We start from the raw sequence: 22,229 nt of genomic DNA, 5'->3' as shown, positions 1-22,229 counted from the left end.
GGCCTCTGCCGGGTGTCTTGCGTCGACCTCCCGGGCTTACCCGTCGTAGGGCCACCGCCCGCCCGTCTTCAGCTCCTCGACGTACCCCTCGTCGATGGCGTCGCAGATCGACTCCCGCGATCGGTGGTCCGCCCCCACGTCACCCGTCGCGAACCGGTAGACGGCCGCGGTCACGAGCGTCGCCACCTCGCGGAGGTCGCGGGAGTCGAGCTTGTCGATGGTGTCGGCGTGAGTGTGGCCCCAGCCGCGCCCTGACTGGTCGCTCGTCGTCGACGCCATCACGGCCGGGATTCCCTCCTGAACGAACGCCCACTGGTCGCCGTGGGGCGAGATCGTCTCGCCGGTCGTCAGGGGGGCATCGAACGCGTCCGCGACCGCCTCGAACGGCTCGCGCATCCCGTCGAACCCGTTCGTCCCCACGCGGAGGTTCCGCGAGCTACACGCGCCGTCGAGGTTCACCACGCAGGCGATATCCTCCTTCGGGGTCGTCTCCGCCGAGTGGTATGCCCCCCACAGCCCGATCTCCTCCGAGCCGAAGGTGACGAGGCGCACCCGCGTGTCGAGGTCGCCCTCGACCGTCGCGAGCAGGCGACCGACCTCCGCGACGAGCGCCGACCCCGCGCCGTTGTCGTTGGCGCCGTCGCTCACGTCGTGGGCGTCGACGTGGGCGGTGAGGTACACCGCCTCCTCGGTGTCCGGGCCGACCTCCGCGACCGCGTTCACCGAGGTCGTCGGCTCGTTGCGGCAGTCGACGTCGAGCGAGACGGTCGGGCGGTCGGCTCCCGAGCCGCGGCCGCCTCCGCCGTCGCCGTCCGCGGCCGTCTCGGCGAGCCGCGAGAGCCGGTCGCCGACCTCCTTCGAGACGCCGACGGCGGGGATCGGCCCCGGTCGGTTGTGGTACCCGATCTCGCCGGTGGGCGGGAGCGCCCCCTCGATGTGGTTCCGGAAGACGAACCCGACCGCGCCGCGTTCCGCCGCCGCGACGTACTTCTCCATCCGGTGGATCCACCGGTCGTGGCTCTCCGGCGTGCGAGAGGAGGCCATCGCGACCGCGCCGTCCAGCGCCTCGCCCGCGGCCGCGAACTCCTCGTCGGTGCCGTCGCCGACGTCGACGAGGGGGGCCGTCACCTCGCCGCTCGGGGTCCCGGGCAGCGCGATCACCTCGTGGGAGTTCCCGTGGTGCCGCTCCACCGCGCCCGACACCGACAGCGAGGAGTCGCCGCGCCACCAGCCGGGGATCTCGAACTCGTCGAGCCCGGCGTTCCGCAGGCCGGCCGCCTCGAACGCCTCGACGACGCGCTCCGCGCCGCGCCGCTCCCCGGTCGATCCCGCCATCCGGTTCCCGATGTCGGTCAGGTCCGTGAGGAGGCTCCACCCGAAGTCGCTCGTCCGCGCGTCGCCCACGACGCGGTCCGGTAGCTCGGTCATACGGTTCGGTAGTGCCCCGAGCGAAAAGGGGTTGCGGGAGTCGCGGATCGCCTCGTCTGGCTTCGCGAGGCCGTACCGGTTCACTTCCACTCCTCGGCGTCCTCGGCGGCCTGCATCTCTCCTTTAGCTCGTCTCGGCGCCCGCCGAACCGTCAGCGCGATCACGACGACGTAGAACCCGCCGACGAGCGCGAGCACGAGCGCGCCGGGGATCGGCCCAACCGACGCCGTCGCGACGACGCCGTTTCCGGCGGTGGTGAACACCGTGAGCCGCACGACCCACGCGGCGACGAGGACGGAGACGAGCGGCGCGTACACCCGTCGGAGACGCCGCGAGACCGCCTCGACGGCCGGCATCTTGATAGTCGGCTCGCGGAGGTCCTCGCTCAGCAGCGCCCGCCAGTTCGACTGCTCGACGCCCTCCGGATCGAGGGCGTTCGCGAACACGTTCTCCTCCAGCAGCCGGACGCGGGACCGCCACACGTCGAAGGTGCGGTACCGACGCGTCTCGATGCCGAGGAAGACGCTGAGCATGACGAGCCCGATGAGCAGCACGTAGTGCGGCCGCGACGCGCTCGAGAAGGTCCACGTGAGCAGGGACGCGGTCACCACGACCGCCCAGTTGGTCGTGCGGTCGATGCGGGTCCGCCACGAGCTCGTCCGTCCGAGCTCGCCGCGGTATGCGTGGCCCATCAGCGAGAGGAAATCGGACCGGTCGCCGGCGGCCTCGGCGGCGACCTCGCGCTCCTCCCGAGACTCGGGGTCGAAGTCCTCCGACGGTTCGGACATACCGACCCGTACCGAGGCGGGGCAGGTAAAAGCGAGGCGAGACTCAGGCGGGGTCCGCCGCGGTCACCTCGACGTCGACCTCATCGGGGTCGACGCCGATCCGCGCGAACTGCGTCCGGACGTGGTCGCGGGCCGCCTCGACCGCCTGGTCGCGCGTGTCGAACCCGCGGGGCATCGGCTCCTCGAAGGCGACGCGGATCTCCTCGCCGTCGACGACGAGCGGGGAGCCGCCGCTCTCGACCTCGTAGAAGGAGTCGCACACCCACACGTACGGCGCGTCCTCGTCGGGCGCGCCCTTGTACGCCGGCGGCTCTTCGCCGCGCTCGAACACCGTACCGGTGAGGTCCGTCCCGCCTCCGCTGCCGCGAACGAGTATCATGGCACGGGTACGGGGTCGAGCGTGATAAGCGCGCCGCGGGAGGGGTTCCCGTGCGTCCCGGCGGGAGGGCAAACGCTTTCGGCCCGGCGGCCGGTGGATACGCCATGACGCTGGAGGATTTCACCGAGTTCACTGGAGACGGTGACGGCGACGGCGGCGCGCCGAGCGAGGCCGACGGCGGAGGCGACTCCACGGCCGACGGCGGGGTTGCCTCGGCGGCCGACGGCGGGAGTGCGGCCGATGCGGGGGGTGATTCGGCGACCGAAGCCGGGACCGCTGACGCGCGCGGCGACGCGGAAGACGAGGCCTTTGCCGCCTACGACGCGACGCCGGCCGGCAGCGACGCGGGGCTCGGCGTCGTGTCGGTCTCTCAGGGGCTCCGCGTGGCCGAGGAGGAAGACGAGACGTCGCTGAAGGCGTTCGTCACGACCGGCAACCGCGAGTCGGTGCGGCTCGGAAAGTACCTCCTGATCCCGTACCCGGACGGCGAGCGGCTGTTCTGTCGGATCACGGGACTGGAGTACGCGCAGGAGTTCCAGTCCGACGACGCGACCGAGATCCACGCCCGCCGGCAGATGCGCCGCGACGAGTTCGCCGAGCGCGACTACAAGTTCGTCGCCGACCTGGAGCCGATGTCCGTCGTCTACGGCGAGGGCGAGGGGATGAAACGCCGGATGACGGACCGCGTGCCGAAGCCGGGCGCGGTCGTCGAGGAGGCCGACGACGACGCCGAGATCAAGACGGGGCTGAAGATCCCCGACGACGGCGTCTTCCTCGGCCACCTCTCCGTCGGGGGCGAGAAGGTCCGCACCGCGGCGGAGCCCCCGACGGTCGACTACCGCGTCAAGGACGACTACGGCGACGGCGACCCACTCGCGTTCCGGCACACGCTCGTCGCCGGCGGCACCGGTTCCGGGAAGACCCACGCCTCGAAGAACGTCCTCCGCCAGTACCTCGACTCCGACCGAACCTACCCGATGGGCGACGGCCGCGAATCGCGAATGGCAGTCGTCCAGTTCGACCCGCAGGACGAGTACGCGCAGATGCACGACGACAACCCCGACCTCGACGACGCGTTCGCGCGCCGGCTGGAACGCGAGGGGATCGCCCACGGGGGCCACGACGACACCGTCGCCCTCGTGCCCCGCGTCGCGAACGCGACGTACCCCGGCGAGGGGCACCGCGCCGAGCGCGTCGAGTTCACGATCCCCTTCTCGCTGGCGAAGGACATGCCGTGGCTGGTCGCCGGCTCCGGGCTCAACGACAACCAGTACCCCGCGCTGTTGACCCTCATCAACCGGTTCTTCGACAACTACGGCGACGCGGGCACCTACAGCGAGTTCCTCTCGTACCTCGACGACCCGGCGCTCAAAGAGGAGCTCCACGAGAGCGGTCGGATCCACGAGGCGACGTTCGACGCGGTCAAACGGCGGGTCCGCGGGGTCCCGAGCGGGATCTTCGATCAGGACGCGAAGCCGATCACGGAGCTGGACCACACCCTCGTGCGCCCCGGCGGGCTCTCGGTCGTCCCAACCTACCACCTGCCGACCTCCCGGCAGAAGGAGATCGTCGTCCTCGCGGTCGCGGGGCTACTCGTCGACGACAAGCTCTCGAACGACCCGGCGAGCGACCGGATCAAGGAGACGCCGCTGCTGGTCGGGATGGACGAGGCGCACAACTTCCTCGCCGACGCCGACAACGTCCAGGCCCAGAAGGTGGTCCAGAAGTTCACGGAGGCCGCGAAGCAGGGCCGCAAGGAGCGGCTGGGCCTGTTCCTGATCACGCAGGACCCCCAGGACGTGGCCGAGTCGGTGTTCAAGCAGGTGAACACGAAGATCGTCTTGAACCTCGGCGACGAGGACGCGATCTCCAGCGTCAACATCCCGTCGAACCTCGCCGGCAAGGTGCCGTACATGGAGAAGGGGCAGATGGTCGTCTACTCGCCGGACAACTCCGAGCCCGTCGAGCTGATCGGCCTCTCGGAGTGCGTGACGCGGCACGACTGAGACGAGCGCCGCGCGGCCGGCGAGCGCTCCGCGACCGACTGCCCCGCCGCCCGGTCCCGGCCTACGGCCTCGCGGTGAATTGTCGCCGGCTCGAACTCATCGCCGCCCTTTTTGTCCGGAGCAGTCGAACCGCCGCGTATGAGCAAGCGCATCCTCGTCGCGGTGGACGGGTCGGAAGAGGCGGCCGAGGCGCTGCGGTTCGCGGCCGACGAGTGGCCGGACGCCGACCTCACGGCCCTTCACGTGATCAACCCCGCCGACTCGGCGACGGGCGCCGACGGCGGGTTCCCGGGCGCGTCCGACCAGTGGTACGAGAGCGCCAAGCAGCGCGGCGAACGGGTCCTCGCCGAAGTGTCGGAGATAGTCGACCGGGATGTCGAGACGCGGCTGGAGGTCGGCCGCCCGACGAAGACGATCCTCGGCGTCGCGGGCGGCGAGAAGCCGGTCGGCGAAGACGGCGAGGACGGCGAGCCGTTCGACCACCTCGTGCTGGCGAGCCGGGGCCGGACCGGCCTCTCGCGGGTCCTCCTCGGCAGCGTCGCTGAGGGCGTGGTGCGCCGCGCCGAGGTGCCCGTCACGGTCGTCCGCTGAGCGCGCTCCGCTGACGAGGCGGTCCGCCTACCCCTCGGCGCGCTCGGCCGCGACCACCTCGCCGACCATCGACCACCCCTCCTCGTCGGGTCCGGACCGGCCGAGCAGGATGTCCTCGTAGTCCTCGGAGCTGATCAGTCGGAACTCGGCGTCGGCGTCGCCGTCGGTTCGGACGCCCTCGCCGCGGAACTCCCGCTGGAAGAACTCCGTCGACGAGAACTCGAAGACGCCGGTCTCGCCGGAGTCGAGTTCGAGCCGAACCGGTTGGGGCTGGACGTTGTGGATCCGCTTCGCGATCGGGTTGAGATCCGGCATACCGACGTGTCGGTCCGGTCCGCTCATAAGTGGCCGCCTCCGCGGACGGCCCGAACCCGGACGGTGCGGAGGGCACGCACCCCGATGACGCGGACCGCGGTGTAACGGGTCGGAATCAAAAGCGGCGCCGGAAAGCGGAGAGCCGGAAAAAAGCGTTACTCGTCGAGGACGTCGTCGTACTCGCCGGCGTCGACGCGGTCGTCGAACGTCCGGGCGTCCTCGCCCTCGATGGTGACGCCGAGGGAGGCGCAGGTGCCGCCGACCTCCTTGGCGGCGGCCTTCGTGTCGTACGCGAGCAGGTCGCTCGACTTCTGCTCTGCGACCTTCTTCACCTGTTCGATCGACATGTCGGCGACGAAGTTCTCCTGCGGCTCGCCGGAGCCGGTGTCGAAGCCGGCCTCGTCCTTGATGAGCTCCGCCGTGGGCGGCACGCCGACCTCGATGGTGAAGGAGCCGTCGTCGTCGTACTCGACGGTGACGGGCACCTCCATGCCGTCGAAGGCAGCGGTCTCGTCGTTGATCTCCTCGACGACGTCCTGAACGTCCACCGGCGTCGGTCCGAGCTCGGGACCGAGCGGCGGGCCGGGGTTGGCCTGCCCGCCGGGGACGAGCGCTTCGATAGTTCCAGCCATGTCCGTACGAACCCGACGCCGACTTTTAACGGTTGTTCTTTCGGGCAGGGGGCGATAGCGGTTCGCATACGGCGTCCCGACGCCCCGCCGGAAGGAGTTCCCGTCCCGCCGGTTGGGCGGCGACGAGCGCGGCTACGCGTCCGTCGCGACGGGGTCGTTCCCGCCGGCCTCGCCCGCGGCCTGCCCGGGCAGGAACGTCCCGGTCTCCCGTCGGACTCCGAAAAGGAGGACGACGCCGGCCAGCAGCGGGAGGACGGCGCAGGCGGCGTAGATCGGCGTGAAGCCGACCGCCTCGATGAGGGGGAGCGACACCATGGGGCCGAGCCCGCCCCCCACGTCGCCGAGGACGTTGTTCGTTCCCGAGGCGCGCCCCATGCGCTCGTCGGGGGTGAGGTCAGCGAGCAGCGCCATCATCGGGCCGCTCGTCCCGCCCTGTCCCGCGCCGATGAAAACGCAGGCGAGACCCAAGGAGAGGACCGAGCCGGCCCGCGCGAGCAGCAGGAACCCGACGAACGAGACGACGAGGAATGTCAGGAGGATCGGCGTGCGGGAGTCGCGGGTGTCGGAGACGCGTCCGCCGACGAGCATGAAGAACGCCGCCGAGAGGACCGTTCCGGCCATGAACAGCCCGGAGGTGCCCTGCGGGGCGAGACCGAACAGCGAGATGTCGTTCGCGCCGAGGAACAAGACGAGCGTGGAGAACAGCGCGCCGATGTACGCGAACATCAGTCCGAAGTTGACCAGCCCGACCGTCAGCGCCGGGACGGCGGTGTCGATCTCCCACGGCCTGATCGAGTCGTCGGAGCGGTCGCCGGTGACGTGCGTCTCCGGGACGTACCGGTAGGCGACCGCGCTCGCGGTGAGCGCGAAGGCAGCGGCGACGGCGAAGGCGGCGACGTTGCCCACGAGCGCGGAGACGACGCCGCCGAGGACGAGGCCGGCCGGGAACCCCATCGTGATCCCGCCGCGGACGATCCCCATGTTCGTCCCCCGCGAACCGCTGTCGGAGAGGTCGGCCGCAATGGTGTACGCCGTCGCGAACACCGCCGCGGAGCCGAGCCCCCAGAGGACCCGCGCGAGCAGGAACCACGTCTCGGGCGCGACGGCGACGCCGATCGGGGCGAACCACTGCTCGGGACCGACGACCAACGGGCCGACGGCGAACGCGGGGAGCGAGGCCGCGAGTGGACGGAGCGCCTCTGCGGGGGGCATCGCGAGCGCGACGACGTAGCCGAGCGTGGCGACCCCCTCGACGAACAGCCCGGCGACGAACGGCGTCCGGGTCCCGTACCGGTCGACGAGGGCGCCGGCGGGCGCGTTCGCGATGAGTCGAACCCACCGGTTCGCGGAGAGGATCGCGCCGACCATGAACGCGGAGATACCGAGGACTGCGCCGAGGTTGGGGAGGATCGGGAAGACGACGCCGCCGCCGAAGCCGACGAAGAACGTGCTCGCGATCACCGCGAGCAGCACCGGCGGCGGTCGCTCGAACCCGAAGCGGCTCATTCGCCGGGGTCCGTGGACCTGCCGGCCGCTCCGTCGTCGTCGACCGATTCGTCAGGGTCGGCGTCGCCCCGAAGCGCGTCGATCGACTCGTCGAGCGGCGGCAGTTCCACGCCCTCCGCGAGCAGCGGGCCGACGATCCGCCGGAGCGTCGCCTCTGCGACCTCGCGGGTGTAGCCGGCCGCGTCGTCGTCGCGCCCGGCGCCGGCGAGGGTGATCTGTCTGGTCCGGGCGCCGTCGAGGGTGGCCACGAGCAGCGCCGCCGTCTCCTCCGCGTCGATGTCGCGGAAGACGCCGGCATCGATCCCGTCCCCGAGGATGTCGGCGACGGTGCCCCGCAGCAGCCGGTCGCTGCGCGCCAGCTGCTCGCGGATCCGCTCGTTGAACGGTCCCTGCGTGCGCAGCTCCAACAGGGCGATGTGGAACGCCTCGCGGTCGGCCTCGTCGGGCGCGAAGACGAACCACCCGACGAACTGGACCAGCCGCTCGACGGGCGGGTCGTCGGCGCGGGCCGCGATCCGCTCCTCCGAGTCGGTGACGACGTAGTCGAGGAAGGCGACGAGCAGGTCCTCCTTCGTGTCGTAGTGGTAGTGGAGCAGCGACTTGCTCTTCGAACACTCGTCGGCGATGTCCTGCATCGTCAGGTCGGCGTACCCGTGAGCGCGGAGGGCGCTGTACACCCCGTCCATGATCTCCTCCGCCGCGCTCGGCGCGTCGCTCATTGACTGACTAGTCAGTCAACGAGCGGTAAATCCCTATCGGTCGGGGTCGGATCGGGTGTTTCGCCGTCGGCGCCGACCGGGCCTACCGCCCGCGGTGGCCCGCGATCCGGAGCGGCCGCTCGAAGGGTGAAAGCGGTCGAAAAGCCGATTCGCCTCGGGTGTCGTCGCCGACTTACAGACGGGTGACGTTCGACGCGCGCGGACCCTTGTCCGCCTCCTCGATGTCGAACTCGACTTCCTGACCCTCTTCGAGGTCCGGACCGCCGACGTCCTCCATGTGGAAGAACACGTCCTCGTCCGCGTCGTCAGTCGAAATGAAACCGTAGCCGCCAGTGTCGTTGAAGAAATCGACTTCGCCTTTCGCCATTGCGACCGAAGAAGCGGGAGTGGAACATAAAAGGCTTCCGTGACGGTGCGGTCCCTGAAACCCGGTCTCACGGGCCGGTCCGACCGCGTCGCGCCGCCGCGAGCCGGCTCTCGCGGAGCGTTCAAAAATCCGCCATTTCGGGTCGTTGCGTCCGTTTCGCGGGCGTTCGTCGCTCGCCGAGATCCGGGAGCGAGCCCCGCCGTGTTAGTAACTACTATACGACCCCGGTTCAGAACCGTTAGGTATGAGTCAGTCGTACAATCGAGGCCTCATCGAGGACTTCGGCCGTTGGCGGGAGTTCGAGGCGGGGATGTGGGCGTGGATCTTCCACAAGTTCACCGGATGGGTGCTCATCGGGTACCTGTTCACGCACATCGCCGTGTTGAGTACGGGGATTCCGGCGGCCGGCGCCAGCGAAGCCGCGATCGCCGCGGGCAACGACGTGTACACGCAGACGATCGTCTCGCTGGAGGGGCTGCTGCTCGTCCGCATCCTGGAGGTCGGCCTGCTGGCGGTCGCCGTCTTCCACATGCTCAACGGCACCCGGCTCCTCCTCACCGACCTCGGCATCGGGTTGGACGCACAGGACAAGAGCTTCTACGCGTCGCTGGTCCTCACCGGAGCGATCACCGTCGCGTCCGTGCCGACGTTCATCGCGGGGGCGTTCTGAGATGGCCGAGCGCTACTCCTCGTTCCAGTCGGGCGGCCGGATGTGGCTGCTCCAGCGGATCACGGCGGTGTTCCTGCTGGTCGTGTTGGCGTTCCACTTCTTCCTGCTCCACTTCGTCCACCACGCCGACGAGGTGTCGTTCCTCGCCAGCTCCGGCCGGATGGAGCAGCTGAGCTACTACTCGCTGATGATCCTCTTCCTCGTGACAGCGACGTTCCACGGGGTCAACGGCGTCTACAACGCGCTGGTCAACCAGGGGCTCACCGGCACGAAACGCACAGTGATCAAGTGGACGCTCGTCGCCGCGAGCGTCGTGCTGATCGCGCAGGGAATCCGCACCGCGAACGCGTGGGCGGGCATCGGACTCTACTGAACCGACAATGAGCACGCAAATTCCGAAGCAGACCGAGGAATCGACCGAGGCCGAAACCGAGACGGAGCCGGCCTCGAAGGGCGAGGAGCGCCGCGCCGAGAAGCGGCGCCGCGCGGCCGAGCGCCGCCAGCAGCGACAGGAGGAGGAAGCGGAGAAGGCGGCCGCCGACGAGAGCACGGTCGAGCTGAAGGTGTTCCGCTACGACCCGCAGGTCGAGGGGAAACAGGAGCCGCGGTTCGACACCTTCCACGTCCCGTTCACGAAGGGGATGACCGTCCTCGACGCGCTGATGTACGCGCGCGACACGTACGACTCCTCGCTCACGTTCCGCCACTCCTGCCGGCAGGCGGTGTGCGGCTCCGACGCGATGTTCGTCAACGGCGGCCAGAAGCTTGCCTGTAAGACGCAGATATCGGACCTCGAGGAGCCGGTCCGCGTCGAGCCGCTCCCCCACGCCGAGGTGACGAAGGACCTCGTCGTCGACATGGAGCACTTCTACGAGCAGATGGAGGCCGTCGAGCCGTACTTCCAGACGGACGAGTACCCGGACGGCGAGCTCGAAGAGCAGCGCCAGGACCGGGAGAACCGCGAGAAGATCAAGATGTCCACGCGCTGTATCTGGTGTGGCGCGTGTATGTCCTCGTGTAACGTCGCCGCGGGGGACAACGAGTACCTCGGGCCGGCCGCGATCAACAAGGCGTACCGGTTCGCGATGGACGAGCGCGAGGGCGAGGAGATGAAACAGAAGCGCTTAGAGATCATCGAGCAGGAGCACGGCGTCTGGCGGTGTCAGACGCAGTTCTCCTGTACGGAGGTGTGCCCGAAGGACATCCCCCTCACCGAGCACATCCAGGAGCTGAAGCGCGAGGCGGTCAAAAACAACCTGAAGTTCTGGTAATCCCGACAGACAGTATCAAGGGACTTCGGAACTTACGAAATTACATACCAACAATGCACGAACACGATGTCGTCGTCGTCGGGGCCGGCGGGGCGGGACTCCGGGCGGCGATCGCGGCACAGGAAGCGGGCGCGGACGTGGCGATGGTGTCGAAGCTCCATCCCGTCCGGTCGCACACGGGCGCGGCAGAGGGCGGGATCAACGCGGCGCTGCGCGACGCCGACTCCTGGCAGGACCACGCGTACGACACGATGAAGGGGTCCGACTACCTCGGCGACGCGCCCGCGGTCGAGGCGCTCTGTCAGGAGAGCCCCGAGGAGGTCATCCGCCTCGAACACTGGGGGATGCCGTTCTCCCGCGAGGACGACGGGCGCGTCTCGCAGCGACCGTTCGGCGGCCTGTCCTTCCCGCGTACGACGTACGCGGGCGCCGAGACCGGCCACCAGATGCTCCACACGATGTACGAGCAGGTGGTCAAACGCGGGATCACGGTGTACGACGAGTGGCACGTGATGGACCTGGCCGTCACCGACGAGGACGATCCCGCGGAGCGGACCTGCCACGGTGTCGTCGCGTACGACATCCAGAGCGGCGAGATAAGCGGCTTCCGCGCCGAGAACGGCGTTATCCTCGCGACCGGCGGGATGGGGCAGGTGTTCGACCACACCACTAACGCGGTGGCGAACACCGGCGACGGCGTCGCGATGGCGTACCGAGCCGGCGTCCCGATGGAGGATATGGAGTTCATCCAGTTCCACCCGACGACGCTGCCGTCGACCGGCGTCCTCATCTCCGAGGGCGTCCGCGGCGAGGGGGGAATCCTCTACAACAGCGAGGGCGAGCGGTTCATGTTCGAACACGGCTACGCGAACAACGACGGCGAGCTCGCCTCCCGCGACGTCGTCTCCCGCGCCGAGCTGACCGAGGTCAACGAGGGGCGCGGCATCGAGGACGAGTACGTTCACCTCGACATGCGCCACCTTGGCGAGGAACGCATCCTCGACCGCCTGGAGAACATCCTCCACCTCGCGGAGGACTTCGAGGGCGCCGACGGGCTCACGGAGCCGATGCCGGTCAAGCCCGGTCAGCACTACGCGATGGGCGGCATCGAGACGAACGAGTTCGGCGAGACCGTCATCGACGGGCTGTACGCCGCCGGCGAGTGCGCCTGCGCCTCCGTCCACGGGGCGAACCGCCTCGGCGGTAACGCGCTGCCGGAGCTCATCGTCTTCGGCAAGCGCGCCGGCCGCCACGCCGCCGGCGAGGAGATGGGTGAGGCCGAGATCGAGACCGGCCGCTCGGGCGACTGGCAGCCCGCCGACTACGAGTTCGGTGTTGAGGTCGGCGAGACGAGCGGTTCGGGCACGGCCGCGGCCGACGGCGGCGCCGTGGCGACCGACGCCGAGAGCGTCCTCGGCGGCGCCGTCGACCGAGCGCAGGAGCGCGTCGACGAACTGCTCTCGCGGAAGGGCCGCAACCACGCCGAGATCCGCTCCGCCGTTCAGGAAACGATGACGGACAACGTCAACGTATTCCGCGAGGAAGGGCGGCTTGAGGAGACGTTAGCCGACCTCCGCGAGGCCCGCGAGGCGTACAAGGACGTCGCGGTGTCGGACCCGTCCCGGACGTTCAACACCGACCTCATCCACACGATCGAGACGCGGAACATCTTGGACCTCGCGGAGGCGCTGACGATGGGCGCGCTCGCTCGCGAGGAGTTCCGGGGCGCCCACTGGCGCAAGGAGCACCAGGAGCGCAAAGACGAGGACTGGCTGAAGCACACGCTCGTCTCGTGGAACGACGGCGAGCCGGAACTGTGGTACAAGCCGGTCGTCCTCGAGGGCGAGAACAAGACGTACGAGCCGAAGAGCCGGTCGTACTGAACCGCCCGGGACGCTCGGTCGCCCGCGGCGGCGCGTCGCGGCTCCGACCTCTTGGGCCGGAGTTCGCCCGGTCCGGTCGCGGCCCCCGATCTGTCCGGCGGCGGCCCCGGATCGTTTCGCCCGATCGATCCGGATCGTTCACGGTTCCTTATCCGTCGACGGTCGAAACCGAGCGTCGATACGCGTCGATTCGCCGTTCGTCGATCGACGTTATCGGTCCGATTTGAGAGAAAAATGGCTTCAGGGCCGTTCTCAGACCGATCCACGCCGTTTCGACGAACGTTGAATAGGGGGTTTATTATCGTCGAACCCGTCGTATCGGACAAGATGATCGAGACGGAGACCGCGTCCGCGGCGGCCCCCGCGCTGCCCCGGGAGCTCCAGTCGCCCCGCGCCAAGCTCGTGTACCTGTACCTGACCACGAACGGCGACGCCACGGTGTCCGAGATGGGCGAGTCGCTCGGGATGAAGAAGCTCTCCCTGTACAGCATCCTGAAGACCCTCCGCAGCGAGGGACTCGTCGACTGCGACGGCGACCGGTACGTCCCGAACTGAACGGGCCGCGCCACCGCCGCACGCTGCTTTTCACGCTCGTTCCGCACCGCCTCGTTCTCGTACGGCCCTCCCCGGCGGAGCGTTTAGGGACGCGGAGCCCACAGAGCAACCGTGGACGCGAATCAGACGGATTTCGAGAACCCGTTCGCGATGGACGCCGACTGCGAGAACTGCGCCGAGCTGTGCGGCGCTCGCGACCGCGTCGTTCACGGCTACGGCGACGTCGGCGCGGAGTTCCTCGTCGTCGGGACCGGCCCCACGGAGGCCGCCGAGCGCAACGGCGTCCCCTTCACCGGCGCGGGCGGCGGCGAACGCGTCCAGTCGATCTTCGCCGACCTCGGGTTCGTCCGGTCGGCGCCGGACGCCGCGGAACCGGACGTACAAAACCTCTTCTTCACGAACCTCACGCGGTGTCGCCACCCCGACCGCGAGCCGACGGACCGGGAGGTCGACACCTGCGAGCCCTTCCTCAACGCGGAGATCCGGATGATAAACCCCCAGATCATCGTGCCGGTCGGCGACCGACCGCTCCGCGAGCTGGCGGTCGAGTACACGACTCGCCGGCCCGACTCGTTCGATGTCGACGCGGAACACGCGACGACGATTCGCGGACGCGGGTTCGAGCTCGTGCCGATGAAAGAGCCGAGCGAGATGAGCGACGCCGAGGCGGACGCCTTCTGCGACCACATGCGCGAGAACGTCCTGAGCCGGGACTACCGGCAGACGAAGGGCCGACAGAGCCGCTGAGCGGTCGCGACCTCTCCTGAGCGTCGCTCAGTCGTCGAGGTCGATGTCCTCGATGATTCCCTCCGTCGCGTCCTTGCTGTCCGCGCCGAACGCGCAGTCGACGATGATGTGCCCGCCGAGCGTCGTCGGCGAGATCACCTGGTCGGCGCCGGCGCGCCGGAGCTTGTCCACGTTCTCCCGCTGCGTCACCGCCGCGACGATGCGCACGTCGGGATTGAGCTGGCGGGCGGTGAGGATGGCCAGCGCGTCGTGCGCGTCGTCTTCGGTGGCGGCGACGACCGCCCGGGCCCCGTCGAGGTTCACGTGTTCGAGCGGGTCGACGTCGCTGGGATCCGCGGTGTACACCGGGATGTCGCGGTCAGCGAGCCGCCTCGCGGCGGCCTCGTCCGGCGTCACCACGGCGTACTCGACGCCGTCGCGGGCGTCGAGCTCTTCGAGTATCGGTTCCGTCAGGTCCCCGTAGCCGAGCACGAGGACGTGGTCGTCGAGGAGGTCGATCTGTCTGTCGGTCATCTTTCCGAGCGCCTTGGAGAGCTGCGCCTCGATGGCGGGCGTGAGGAGGACCCCGAGCGCCACCGCGAAGGCGGCGACGTTCACCACGAGCGAGGAGAGCGCGAACAGCTGCGCGATGTCGGAGGCGGGACCGGTCGCGGGGTGGACGTCGCCGTACCCCACCGTCGAGGCGGTGACGACGGTGAAGTAGAAGGCGTCGACGATCGTCTCGATGCCCTCGAACTGGTCTCTGAGGGCGTACGACCCGAGCGTCCCGTACGCGACCGCCCCCACGAGCGCCGCGCCCGCGGCCAACTGCGTCGGGGAGGGCCTGAAGTCCCGGTCGAACCGGCCCCGGTTGACCACGAGCGTCGGCACGGAGAGGAGCGACAGCGCCACGAGCGGGAACGACAGGACGGAGGCCTGCATCAGCCCCTGAAGTGCCGTCAGCGGCAGCAACACGGCCGTGGTGTACCACCCGATCCGGTAGCCGTTCCGGAGCGCGAACCCGCTCCCGAACATCGCGAAGCCGGTTATCGTCCCGGTGAACCCGACCGTCTGGCGGACGACCGGGAGCACGTACGGGGCGAGCGGCCCGTCGACGCCGAGCCCCCCGATCTGGGCCAGCCCGGCGAGGATCGACAGCACCGCGACCGCGAACGTCAGGAGGATCGACGCCCGAACGGTCACCCAGTCCCGGGTCAGCTCCATGTTCCCGGGTCGCCGAGACCGAACTTAAACCCCGCGAGGCCGCCGCGGAATCGATCCGACGGGCGCTCCGCGCGTCGCTCGCGCCGGTACTGGTTTAACCGCGCCGCGGATTGGACGCCGTATGTCGCTGCCCGTCGAGATCGTCTTCGGCGTCTACCTCGGGGTGATCACCGGGATCGTTCCCGCGCTGGTGGCCGGGACCCTCGGGTTCGTGTTCAAGTACGTCACCGACGTGACGATCCCCGGGCTCGGAGTGGTCGTGCTGTCGCTCGCGATCGCCGGCGTCAACGGCGGCCTGCTCGCGCTCAACGACGAGACGATTCGGTCGTCGGAGCGCGCGCCAGCGATCCTCACGGCGATCGTCGTGGTGTTGATGATCTCGCTGTACGCCCACGCGCAGGGGGACCGCCTCGGCGCCAGCGCCCCCAAGCGGATCTCGCTCAAGCAGCTCCGCGACCGCACGCTCTCGACGGACGTGATCGAACTCGTCGGCGGCCGCGGGCGCGTCTCCGTCGAGGTCGCCGGCGAGGTGACCGACATCGAGGGGTACCCGCCGCTGCCGGCGGACACGCGCGCCGCGATCCTCGACGGCGACTGGACGTTTCCGGCCGACCTCCCGCTCGCGGAGCTGGAAGACCGATTCGCGGAGCGGCTCCGCACCGAGTTCGACCTGGCCGACGTGTCGGTCCGGATCGACGAACAGGCGCGCGCGACGGTGTCGGCCGCCCCGCCGACCGGCGCGCTCTCGAAGCGGGTGCCCGCCGGGAAGCGCGCGGTGTCGGTGTCGGCGCTCGTGCCGACCGGGATCGCCCGCGGCGACGTCGTTCGCGTGATAACGACGGATATCGACGTCGAGGGCGCCGTCATCGCCGCGCAGTCGAGCGGGAAGCCGGAGCCGGGCGCCGGGGCGGCGTCGACTGTGGTTCCCCCCGCGGGCGACGACGCGGATTCGGAGGACTTCCGAACCGACGGCGGGGAGACGGACGCTCCCTCGCCCCCGGCGGCGACCGCGCCCACGACGACCGGGGGTGAGGGGCGGGTGACGCTCGCCGTCGACCGCTCCGAGGCGACGGATCTCCTCCGCGCCGACCGCGGGCGCGTGCTGGTGCTCTCGCGAGGCACCCGCCGCGAGTACGAGCTCACGGCCCTGCTCCGGCGGGCGGGGAAGCGGTTCCGCAAGGTCACCGTCGCCGCCGGCGGACCGTTGGACGGGCACACCATCGGCGAGGCCGAGGTCCGCGAAGCCTACGACGTAGCCGTCCTCGCGGCCCGTCACGACTCGTGGCGCGTCGCGCCCGACGGGACGCAGCCGCTGTCGGCGGGCGACGACCTGTTCGTCGTGGGGAGCCGCGACGCGCTCGACCGGTTCGCGGAGGTGGCCGCGTGAGCCCCGCGCTCGGTGCGGTCGCCGCCGTCGGCGTCTCCCTCGCCGCCGCTGATGTCCCCCTCGCCGCCGTCGAGGTCGGATTCGCGCGGCCGCGACAGGCGGCCGTCACGCTCGTCACGTTCGCGGTCGTCGCCGCCCTCCTGACCGGGGGCGCGGCGCTCTCCTACCGCTGGTACTTCCGAACGGCGATCCCCGAGGGGGTGACCGGGCTGCTGGGCGTCGCGGTCGTCGCGCTGTACCTCAACACGACCTCGCTGGGGTCGGTCGCGATCGGCGATAATCCGACCCTGTTGGCGCCCGAGAGCGTGTTCTTCAACCTCGTCTCGCTCGGCGTCGCAGTGGTGATGGCGCCCGTCGGCCGATACGCGGGCGACAGGCTCGCGGTCGACGTGTTTGCGCTCTCCGGCGCCAAGCAGCTCGACGGCGAACTCAGCGGGGTCGTGCGCGCTGTCGGGCGGTTCACGGCGGTGACGCTCCCACCGGCCGACGAGATCGGTGACATGGAGACGTACGACCCCGTCTCCCCGGAGAAGAAGGACGAGATCGCCGAGAAGACGCTGCTCTTCCCCCGGAAGCTCTCTCCGGAGTCGCTCCGCGAACGGCTCGTCACCCGGCTCAAAGACGAGTACGGCGTCGGCTACGTCGACGTCGACCTCGACGCGGACGGGTCGGTCGAGTACTTCGCGGTCGGCTCCCGCGCCGCCGGGCTCGGCCCGACGCTCGCGCCGGAGTCGGCGGCGGTGGCGGTGGCGGCCGACCCGCCGAACAACGCCACCGCCGGGGACACGGTCCAGCTGTGGCGCGACGACGCGGAGCCGGAGCGCGTCGCGACCGGCGAACTGCGGGGCGTCGCCGGCGACGCGGTCACCGTCGCGCTCGACGAGTCGGACGCCGAACGCCTGACCGACCAAGGCGGCTATCGGCTCGTGACGCTCCCCGCCGAGCCGCGGGCGGATCGCGAGTTCGCCTCGCTGCTACGGAGCGCGGACGAGACGATGGCCTCGGTCACGGTCGCGGCCGGGAGCGACCTCGACGGGAGCACCGTCGGCGAGGTCGGCGCCGTCGTCGCCGCGGTCCGACCGGCGGCGGGGTCCGTCCAGCCGATCCCGCCGCACGACTACGCGTTCGGCGCTGGCGACCTGGCGTACCTCGTCGGGCGTCCGGACGCGATCCGGTCGTTCGAGGCGGCCGCGTCGACCGCGGGGAGCGCCCAGACGGCGGCGTCGGCCGCGGAGGCCGCAGGCGCCGCCCAGTCCGCCGCGACCGGGGACGGCGACGCGGCGGGGGTCGAAGACGACGGCGACGCCGCTGTCGACTCCGACGGGACGCAACGCTCTTGAGCCGCCCGCGCGGGGATCCGCTATGGAGTGGAAGCTGTTCGCCGACCTCGCGGAGATCGCGGGCGACCGCGCGGTGACCGTCGACGCGGAGCCGGGCGACACGGTCGGCGACGCGCTCGACGCGCTGTTGGACGCGCACCCCGACCTCCGGGACCGCGTCATCGAGGACGGGAGCGTCGCAGACCACATCAACGTCCTCCGGAACGGGCGGAGCGTCCGCCACGACGACGGGCTCGACGCGACGCTGGAGGCGGGCGACGAACTGGCGCTGTTCCCGCCGGTGAGCGGTGGGGCCGCCGACCGATAGATCGGTCGTTTCAAACGCGCGCCGACCCCAGTCGGAGCCATGACCGACAGCGACGGGGACCCCCGAGACGACGCCGCGGACGCCGGTGGCGAGGATCACGGCGGTGAAGGCGATCACGCCGACGGTGACGGCACCGGCGGCGAGCCGAACCGCGAGGAGTTCCACGAGGACCCGGTCGGCCACACGCGTGCGACGGCGGGGATGACGGTGAGCGAACTCGTCGACGGCTACGGCGACGCGGGGATCGGGGCGGCGTCCGTCAACGAGGCGGGCGACGTGCTCGCCGACATGCTCGCGAACGACGACTGTACCGTGTTCCTCTCGCTCGCCGGCGCGATGGTGCCCGCCGGGATGCGCCGGGTCGTCGCCGACCTCATCCGCGACGGCTACGTCGACGCGCTGGTGACGACCGGGGCGAACCTCACCCACGACGCCATCGAGGCCATCGGCGGGAAGCACCACCACGGGCGCACCCACGACCCGGAGAAGAGCCTCCGCGAACACGACGAGGGGCTCCGCGACGAGGGGGTTGACCGCATCTACAACGTCTACCTCCCGCAGGAGCACTTCGCCGAGTTCGAGGGGCACCTCCGCGAGGAGGTGTTCCCCGCGCTGGAGGCCGACCCCGACGCTGACGGGACCGACGCGGTCTCCATCGCCGACCTCACGCGCGAGCTCGGCCGCGCCAACGCCGAAGTCAACGACCGCGACGACGTGCCCGAAGGGCCGGGGGTCGCGGCCGCCGCCTACGAGTCGGACGTGCCGATATACTGTCCGGCGGTCCAGGACTCCGTGCTGGGGCTTCAGGCGTGGATGTACGCGCAGACGGCCGACTTCACGCTCGACGCGCTCGCGGACATGACCGAGCTGACCGACCTCGCGTTCGAGGCCGACGACGCCGGCTGCCTGCTCGTCGGCGGCGGCGTGCCGAAGAACTTCACGCTCCAGACGATGCTCGTCACGCCGCGGGCGTACGACTACGCCGTCCAGATCACGATGGACCCCGAGGCGACCGGGGGGCTCTCCGGCGCGACGCTCGAGGAGGCGCGCTCGTGGGGGAAGCTGGAGAAGGACGCGCGCAACGCCTCCGTCTACGGCGACGCGACCGTGATGCTCCCGATGCTCGTCGCCGCCGCCCGCGACCGCGTGGAGTAGGGTCGCGTCGCCGGTCGCCGGCGAGCGAGCAGGCGATCTTGGCCACGAGCGAGGCCGGACGCCGCACGCGATACGGGGAGAGATATATGCGTGAAGACACCGATACGTGCGCGTATGGGCTCGATCGGCGGCCGGCCGGAACTGCTCGGGGGGCCCGACGACGTCCTCGATCCGCGCTCGCGGCACAACGTCCACGTCACCCGCGCGGCGGACCTCGACCCGGTCGGTCCGTGGTCCCGCGAGACGCTGTACGCGGTCGTGCGGCGAGCCGACGGCGAGGAGCGAGTGGTCGTCCTCGATTACGGTCGTCGCGAGATCTACCTCACGGCCAGGGACGGACTCGCGTACGAGCCACCGCAGGGACTCGGCCTCGCGTCGCCGCCGACGCTCCACGTCGCCGAACCGCATCGAGTCGCCCCCGACCAAGGGGCGGTCACCGCTATCGACCCCGTCGACGTCGCTCCCGAGTTCGACGTCCTCGTCCCCGCCTTCGACTGGGACGAGATCGACGAGGACGACGTCTTACCCCCGGTTCACCGCCGGCCGTCGAGGGCGCCCGCCGGAAGCGGCGCCGGCACGTCCGGCTGACGTTCGGTGCGCATCGACCGGTCCGCCCCGCCGATGTCGGCATCGCACGCGGGGACAGCTACCCCACGCCGTCGCCACAATTTACACGGGAGGCCCGAGTACGCGACGTATGACGCGAACAGCGGTCATCGCGGGCGTCGGTCCGGGACTCGGCGAGTCGCTCGCCAGAAAGTTCGCAGCCGAAGGCTGTCGGGTGGCGCTCTTCGCTCGCTCGGCGGACTACCTCGAAGACCTCGCCGCGGACCTGCCGGACCCGGGTGAGGGGCTCGCCGTTCCGACCGACCTCACGGCGGTCGAGCAGATCCGGGACGGGTTCGAGACGGTCCGAGAGGCGTTCGGACCGGTCGACGTTCTCGTGAACCACGCGAGCGCCGCCTCCTGGACGGGACTCATGGACACGAGCGTCGAGGAGTTCGAGGAGGCGTGGGCGGTGAACGGCCGCGGCGCGTTCGCCTGCTCGCAGGAGGCGGTCGACGACATGCTCGAGACGGGCGGCGGGACGGTCGTCTTCACCGGCGCCACCTCGTCGGTGCGGAGCCTCGGCGGCGCGATCGGGTTCACGGCCGCGAAGTTCGCGGCCCGCGGGATGGCGATGGACATCGCGCAGGAGTTCGGCCCGGAGGGCGTTCACGTCGCTCACGTCGTCATCGACGGGCAGATCGACTCGCCGGGGGTTCGCGAACGGTCCCCGGACCGGGACGGCGACACGTTCCTCGACCCCGACGAGATGGCGGAAACGTACTGGCACCTCGTCGAACGGGACGACGTCGGCACGCAGCCGTTCGAGGTCCACGTCACGAACGGGCCGCGGAACTCCGAGTTCATATAACGGGGTCGGTACAGCGGACAACGGACGGTGCGGTGACGCTCAACTGTCACGGAAGAACCGGCCGTGGAAGCCGAACGGCTCCGCGTGGGGGAGCGACGCGTCGGCGAGGAGTGCGAGCGTCCCGGCGTCGAAGACGAGCAGGCGGGTCTCCTCCGCGCGGCTGTCGAGCGCCGGCGCGACCACGACGCCGTCGTCTTCGGCGGTCGCGCCCGGCCGCCGCACGGGGATCGGCTCCTCCACGAAGACGCCGTCCTCCCACCACTCGCGCGTCCGACCGGTCTCGACGTCGAGCTTTACCAGTCCGTTCGCGCCCTCGCGGTCCGTCGCCTGCGCGTACGCGTACCGGTACTCGCGGCCGACGACGTCGGGGGCGACTCGGGGGAGCTCCACGCCGACCTGGTGGAGCGTCGACCGATCGACTTCGTTGGACCGCAGGTCGACCCGATACCGGACTGGGCGCCCGTCGGGGACGTCGACGTCCGAGGGGTCACCGTCGAGCGCGTCGAGGCGCATCGCGTCGACGATACCGGGGTCGGGAAACTCGACGAGGTCTACGACGACCTCGTCGCCCGTCGCGTACGCGTTGACGTGATGGAAGGCGAAGACTGGCGGGAGCGCGGGATCCGCGACGAGGTCGCCGGTCTCGCGATCGACGACGAGGACGCGCGTGCCGCGCTCCGGCTGCCAATCGAGGACGTCGAGGATGCCCTCGGAGAACGGGCTCAGCGCGCGGCGGATCGGCATCACGAGCGGCGTCTCGACGAGGACGACGTGATCGGTCGTGATGCTACAGTCGTGGATGTACCCCGGGCCGTCCGCCGCGATCGACGCGACCCGTTCCCTGGCGCGACGGTCCGGGGCGAGCCGGTAGACGTGATACTCGGGCGTTCGACCGAACTCGGTCACGAAGCCGAACCACGCGTCGGTCTCGGGGTCGCGCACGAGGTGCGCGGCGGTGACGTGTTCGCCGAGGTCGTCGTCGAAGCCGAATGCGCCTCGGGTCTCGAGCGTCGCGGGGTCGAACGCGATCCGACGCGGCGCCTCGGTGAGCGCGACGTGCTCGCCGTCGAGGCGGGCGACGTGAACGTTCGCGTTGTCCGTGATCTCCGGCGGGCCGAGCGCCCGCAGCCACGACGCGATTTTCCCCACGCCCGTCCGGTCGGTCCCGAACTGCCCGGAGACGGAGCCGTCCATCGCGTCCGCGTAGGCGTCCGTGCGGAGGAAGCGATTCGAGTACGACAGCGCCCCGTCCTCGAACGCGTATCGCCGAAGCATCGCGAGTCCGTCGAACCAGTGCCCGAGTCGCTCACCGCCGACATCGAACAGCCCCGGACCGTTCCGAATGAGCGTCCCCGACAGCCACGACGGGATGTCGCCCTCGACCGGGGGACGGTGGTCCGTCACTTCCGTCGTGAGCGATCGGAACCCGACTCCGTAGCCCTGCCCCATACGGACCGCTGATACGGACCGTACGGTAATCAATTGACCCGTCCCTCGAGGCGGAACGGGCGGAACGACCCCGAGCAACCACGCATCCCGGCTCCGGAACTCGCAGGGGCACCA

The 22,229-nt window shown here is 70.3% G+C and carries 24 protein-coding genes; 14 read left to right on the top strand and 10 right to left on the bottom strand.

What is annotated here, in order from left to right:
• Window positions 1-36 precede the first annotated feature (36 nt).
• The 3 genes from EO776_RS12130 to EO776_RS12120 all read right to left on the bottom strand — a co-directional run bounded on the left by EO776_RS12130 (window position 37) and on the right by EO776_RS12120 (window position 2,595).
• Window positions 37-1,428 (bottom strand): M28 family peptidase, encoded by a 1,392-nt coding sequence (locus EO776_RS12130; protein WP_100050386.1) that lies wholly within the window; start codon window positions 1,426-1,428, stop codon window positions 37-39.
• Window positions 1,429-1,508: 80 nt separating this feature from the next.
• Window positions 1,509-2,216: a DUF2270 domain-containing protein gene (locus EO776_RS12125; protein ID WP_094494494.1), complete on the bottom strand. Its 708-nt coding sequence runs from the start codon at window positions 2,214-2,216 to the stop codon at window positions 1,509-1,511.
• 43 nt (window positions 2,217-2,259) lie between these two features.
• Window positions 2,260-2,595: a DUF7113 family protein gene (locus EO776_RS12120; protein WP_086215542.1), complete on the bottom strand. Its 336-nt coding sequence runs from the start codon at window positions 2,593-2,595 to the stop codon at window positions 2,260-2,262.
• A 104-nt stretch (window positions 2,596-2,699) separates the two neighbouring features.
• Here EO776_RS12120 and EO776_RS12115 point away from each other — a divergent pair, with 104 nt between their 5' ends.
• Window positions 2,700-4,601 carry an ATP-binding protein gene (locus EO776_RS12115; RefSeq protein ID WP_094520991.1) on the top strand — a complete coding sequence of 634 codons (1,902 nt, stop codon included), beginning with the start codon at window positions 2,700-2,702 and terminating at the stop codon, window positions 4,599-4,601.
• A gap of 138 nt (window positions 4,602-4,739) precedes the next feature.
• Window positions 4,740-5,192, top strand: a complete 453-nt coding sequence (locus EO776_RS12110) for a universal stress protein (protein WP_049930546.1) — start codon at window positions 4,740-4,742, stop codon at window positions 5,190-5,192.
• 27 nt (window positions 5,193-5,219) lie between these two features.
• Here EO776_RS12110 and EO776_RS12105 read toward each other — a convergent pair whose 3' ends face one another.
• The 5 genes from EO776_RS12105 to EO776_RS12085 all read right to left on the bottom strand — a co-directional run bounded on the left by EO776_RS12105 (window position 5,220) and on the right by EO776_RS12085 (window position 8,731).
• Window positions 5,220-5,507: a transcriptional regulator gene (locus EO776_RS12105; RefSeq protein WP_094520990.1), complete on the bottom strand. Its 288-nt coding sequence runs from the start codon at window positions 5,505-5,507 to the stop codon at window positions 5,220-5,222.
• 155 nt (window positions 5,508-5,662) lie between these two features.
• Window positions 5,663-6,139 (bottom strand): 50S ribosomal protein L11, encoded by a 477-nt coding sequence (locus EO776_RS12100; RefSeq protein ID WP_049930549.1) that lies wholly within the window; start codon window positions 6,137-6,139, stop codon window positions 5,663-5,665.
• Between the two features lie 132 nt (window positions 6,140-6,271).
• The gene (locus tag EO776_RS12095) at window positions 6,272-7,645 is read right to left on the bottom strand and encodes an MFS transporter (protein ID WP_049930551.1); all 1,374 of its coding nucleotides are present in this window, start codon (window positions 7,643-7,645) and stop codon (window positions 6,272-6,274) included.
• Entirely contained in the window at window positions 7,642-8,364 is a 723-nt protein-coding gene (locus EO776_RS12090) for a TetR/AcrR family transcriptional regulator (RefSeq protein ID WP_094552782.1), read from the bottom strand. The genes EO776_RS12095 and EO776_RS12090 overlap by 4 nt, the downstream gene beginning before the upstream one ends.
• A gap of 172 nt (window positions 8,365-8,536) precedes the next feature.
• A complete protein-coding gene (locus EO776_RS12085) occupies window positions 8,537-8,731 on the bottom strand; it encodes a cold-shock protein (protein ID WP_004596869.1) in 195 nt (64 codons plus the stop codon).
• A 244-nt stretch (window positions 8,732-8,975) separates the two neighbouring features.
• On the opposite strand from EO776_RS12085, the gene sdhC reads away from it, so the two are divergent.
• From sdhC to EO776_RS12055, 6 genes are all read left to right on the top strand, one after another.
• Window positions 8,976-9,401 carry a succinate dehydrogenase, cytochrome b556 subunit gene (gene sdhC / locus EO776_RS12080; RefSeq protein ID WP_049930554.1) on the top strand — a complete coding sequence of 142 codons (426 nt, stop codon included), beginning with the start codon at window positions 8,976-8,978 and terminating at the stop codon, window positions 9,399-9,401.
• 1 nt (window position 9,402) lies between these two features.
• On the top strand, window positions 9,403-9,774 hold the full coding sequence (locus EO776_RS12075; protein WP_049930555.1) for a succinate dehydrogenase hydrophobic membrane anchor subunit: 372 nt from the start codon (window positions 9,403-9,405) through the stop codon (window positions 9,772-9,774).
• Window positions 9,775-9,781: 7 nt separating this feature from the next.
• A complete protein-coding gene (locus EO776_RS12070; protein WP_089308217.1) occupies window positions 9,782-10,672 on the top strand; it encodes a succinate dehydrogenase/fumarate reductase iron-sulfur subunit in 891 nt (296 codons plus the stop codon).
• A gap of 53 nt (window positions 10,673-10,725) precedes the next feature.
• Entirely contained in the window at window positions 10,726-12,555 is a 1,830-nt protein-coding gene (locus tag EO776_RS12065) for an FAD-binding protein (RefSeq protein WP_049930559.1), read from the top strand.
• Between the two features lie 327 nt (window positions 12,556-12,882).
• On the top strand, window positions 12,883-13,110 hold the full coding sequence (locus EO776_RS12060; protein ID WP_086215536.1) for a helix-turn-helix domain-containing protein: 228 nt from the start codon (window positions 12,883-12,885) through the stop codon (window positions 13,108-13,110).
• A 111-nt stretch (window positions 13,111-13,221) separates the two neighbouring features.
• Entirely contained in the window at window positions 13,222-13,857 is a 636-nt protein-coding gene (locus tag EO776_RS12055; RefSeq protein ID WP_049930561.1) for a uracil-DNA glycosylase, read from the top strand.
• 27 nt (window positions 13,858-13,884) lie between these two features.
• Here the strand turns inward: EO776_RS12055 and EO776_RS12050 are convergent, their stop codons facing one another.
• The gene (locus EO776_RS12050; RefSeq protein WP_049930564.1) at window positions 13,885-15,060 is read right to left on the bottom strand and encodes an NAD-binding protein; all 1,176 of its coding nucleotides are present in this window, start codon (window positions 15,058-15,060) and stop codon (window positions 13,885-13,887) included.
• 121 nt (window positions 15,061-15,181) lie between these two features.
• On the opposite strand from EO776_RS12050, the gene EO776_RS12045 reads away from it, so the two are divergent.
• The 6 genes from EO776_RS12045 to EO776_RS12020 all read left to right on the top strand — a co-directional run bounded on the left by EO776_RS12045 (window position 15,182) and on the right by EO776_RS12020 (window position 20,666).
• Window positions 15,182-16,447, top strand: a complete 1,266-nt coding sequence (locus EO776_RS12045; RefSeq protein ID WP_100050387.1) for a potassium channel family protein — start codon at window positions 15,182-15,184, stop codon at window positions 16,445-16,447.
• On the top strand, window positions 16,444-17,787 hold the full coding sequence (locus tag EO776_RS12040) for a potassium transporter TrkA (protein ID WP_094580011.1): 1,344 nt from the start codon (window positions 16,444-16,446) through the stop codon (window positions 17,785-17,787). The genes EO776_RS12045 and EO776_RS12040 overlap by 4 nt, the downstream gene beginning before the upstream one ends.
• A gap of 22 nt (window positions 17,788-17,809) precedes the next feature.
• Window positions 17,810-18,094: a ubiquitin-like small modifier protein 1 gene (locus tag EO776_RS12035; protein WP_049930569.1), complete on the top strand. Its 285-nt coding sequence runs from the start codon at window positions 17,810-17,812 to the stop codon at window positions 18,092-18,094.
• Window positions 18,095-18,133: 39 nt separating this feature from the next.
• On the top strand, window positions 18,134-19,249 hold the full coding sequence (locus EO776_RS12030; RefSeq protein ID WP_049930571.1) for a deoxyhypusine synthase: 1,116 nt from the start codon (window positions 18,134-18,136) through the stop codon (window positions 19,247-19,249).
• 114 nt (window positions 19,250-19,363) lie between these two features.
• Window positions 19,364-19,837, top strand: coding sequence for a hypothetical protein (locus EO776_RS12025; RefSeq protein WP_086215532.1), 474 nt, complete (start codon window positions 19,364-19,366; stop codon window positions 19,835-19,837).
• Window positions 19,838-19,946: 109 nt separating this feature from the next.
• Complete coding sequence (locus EO776_RS12020) at window positions 19,947-20,666, top strand: SDR family NAD(P)-dependent oxidoreductase (RefSeq protein WP_094494488.1); 720 nt, start codon at window positions 19,947-19,949, stop codon at window positions 20,664-20,666.
• 39 nt (window positions 20,667-20,705) lie between these two features.
• Here EO776_RS12020 and EO776_RS12015 read toward each other — a convergent pair whose 3' ends face one another.
• Window positions 20,706-22,115 (bottom strand): carotenoid oxygenase family protein, encoded by a 1,410-nt coding sequence (locus EO776_RS12015; RefSeq protein WP_094593403.1) that lies wholly within the window; start codon window positions 22,113-22,115, stop codon window positions 20,706-20,708.
• Between the last annotated feature and the right edge of the window lie 114 nt (window positions 22,116-22,229).

Source organism: Halorubrum ezzemoulense, from assembly GCF_004126515.1.
Lineage (GTDB): Archaea > Halobacteriota > Halobacteria > Halobacteriales > Haloferacaceae > Halorubrum > Halorubrum ezzemoulense.
Note: the sequence above shows the minus strand (reverse complement) of the source record. Positions and strands in the feature narration are given on the sequence as shown.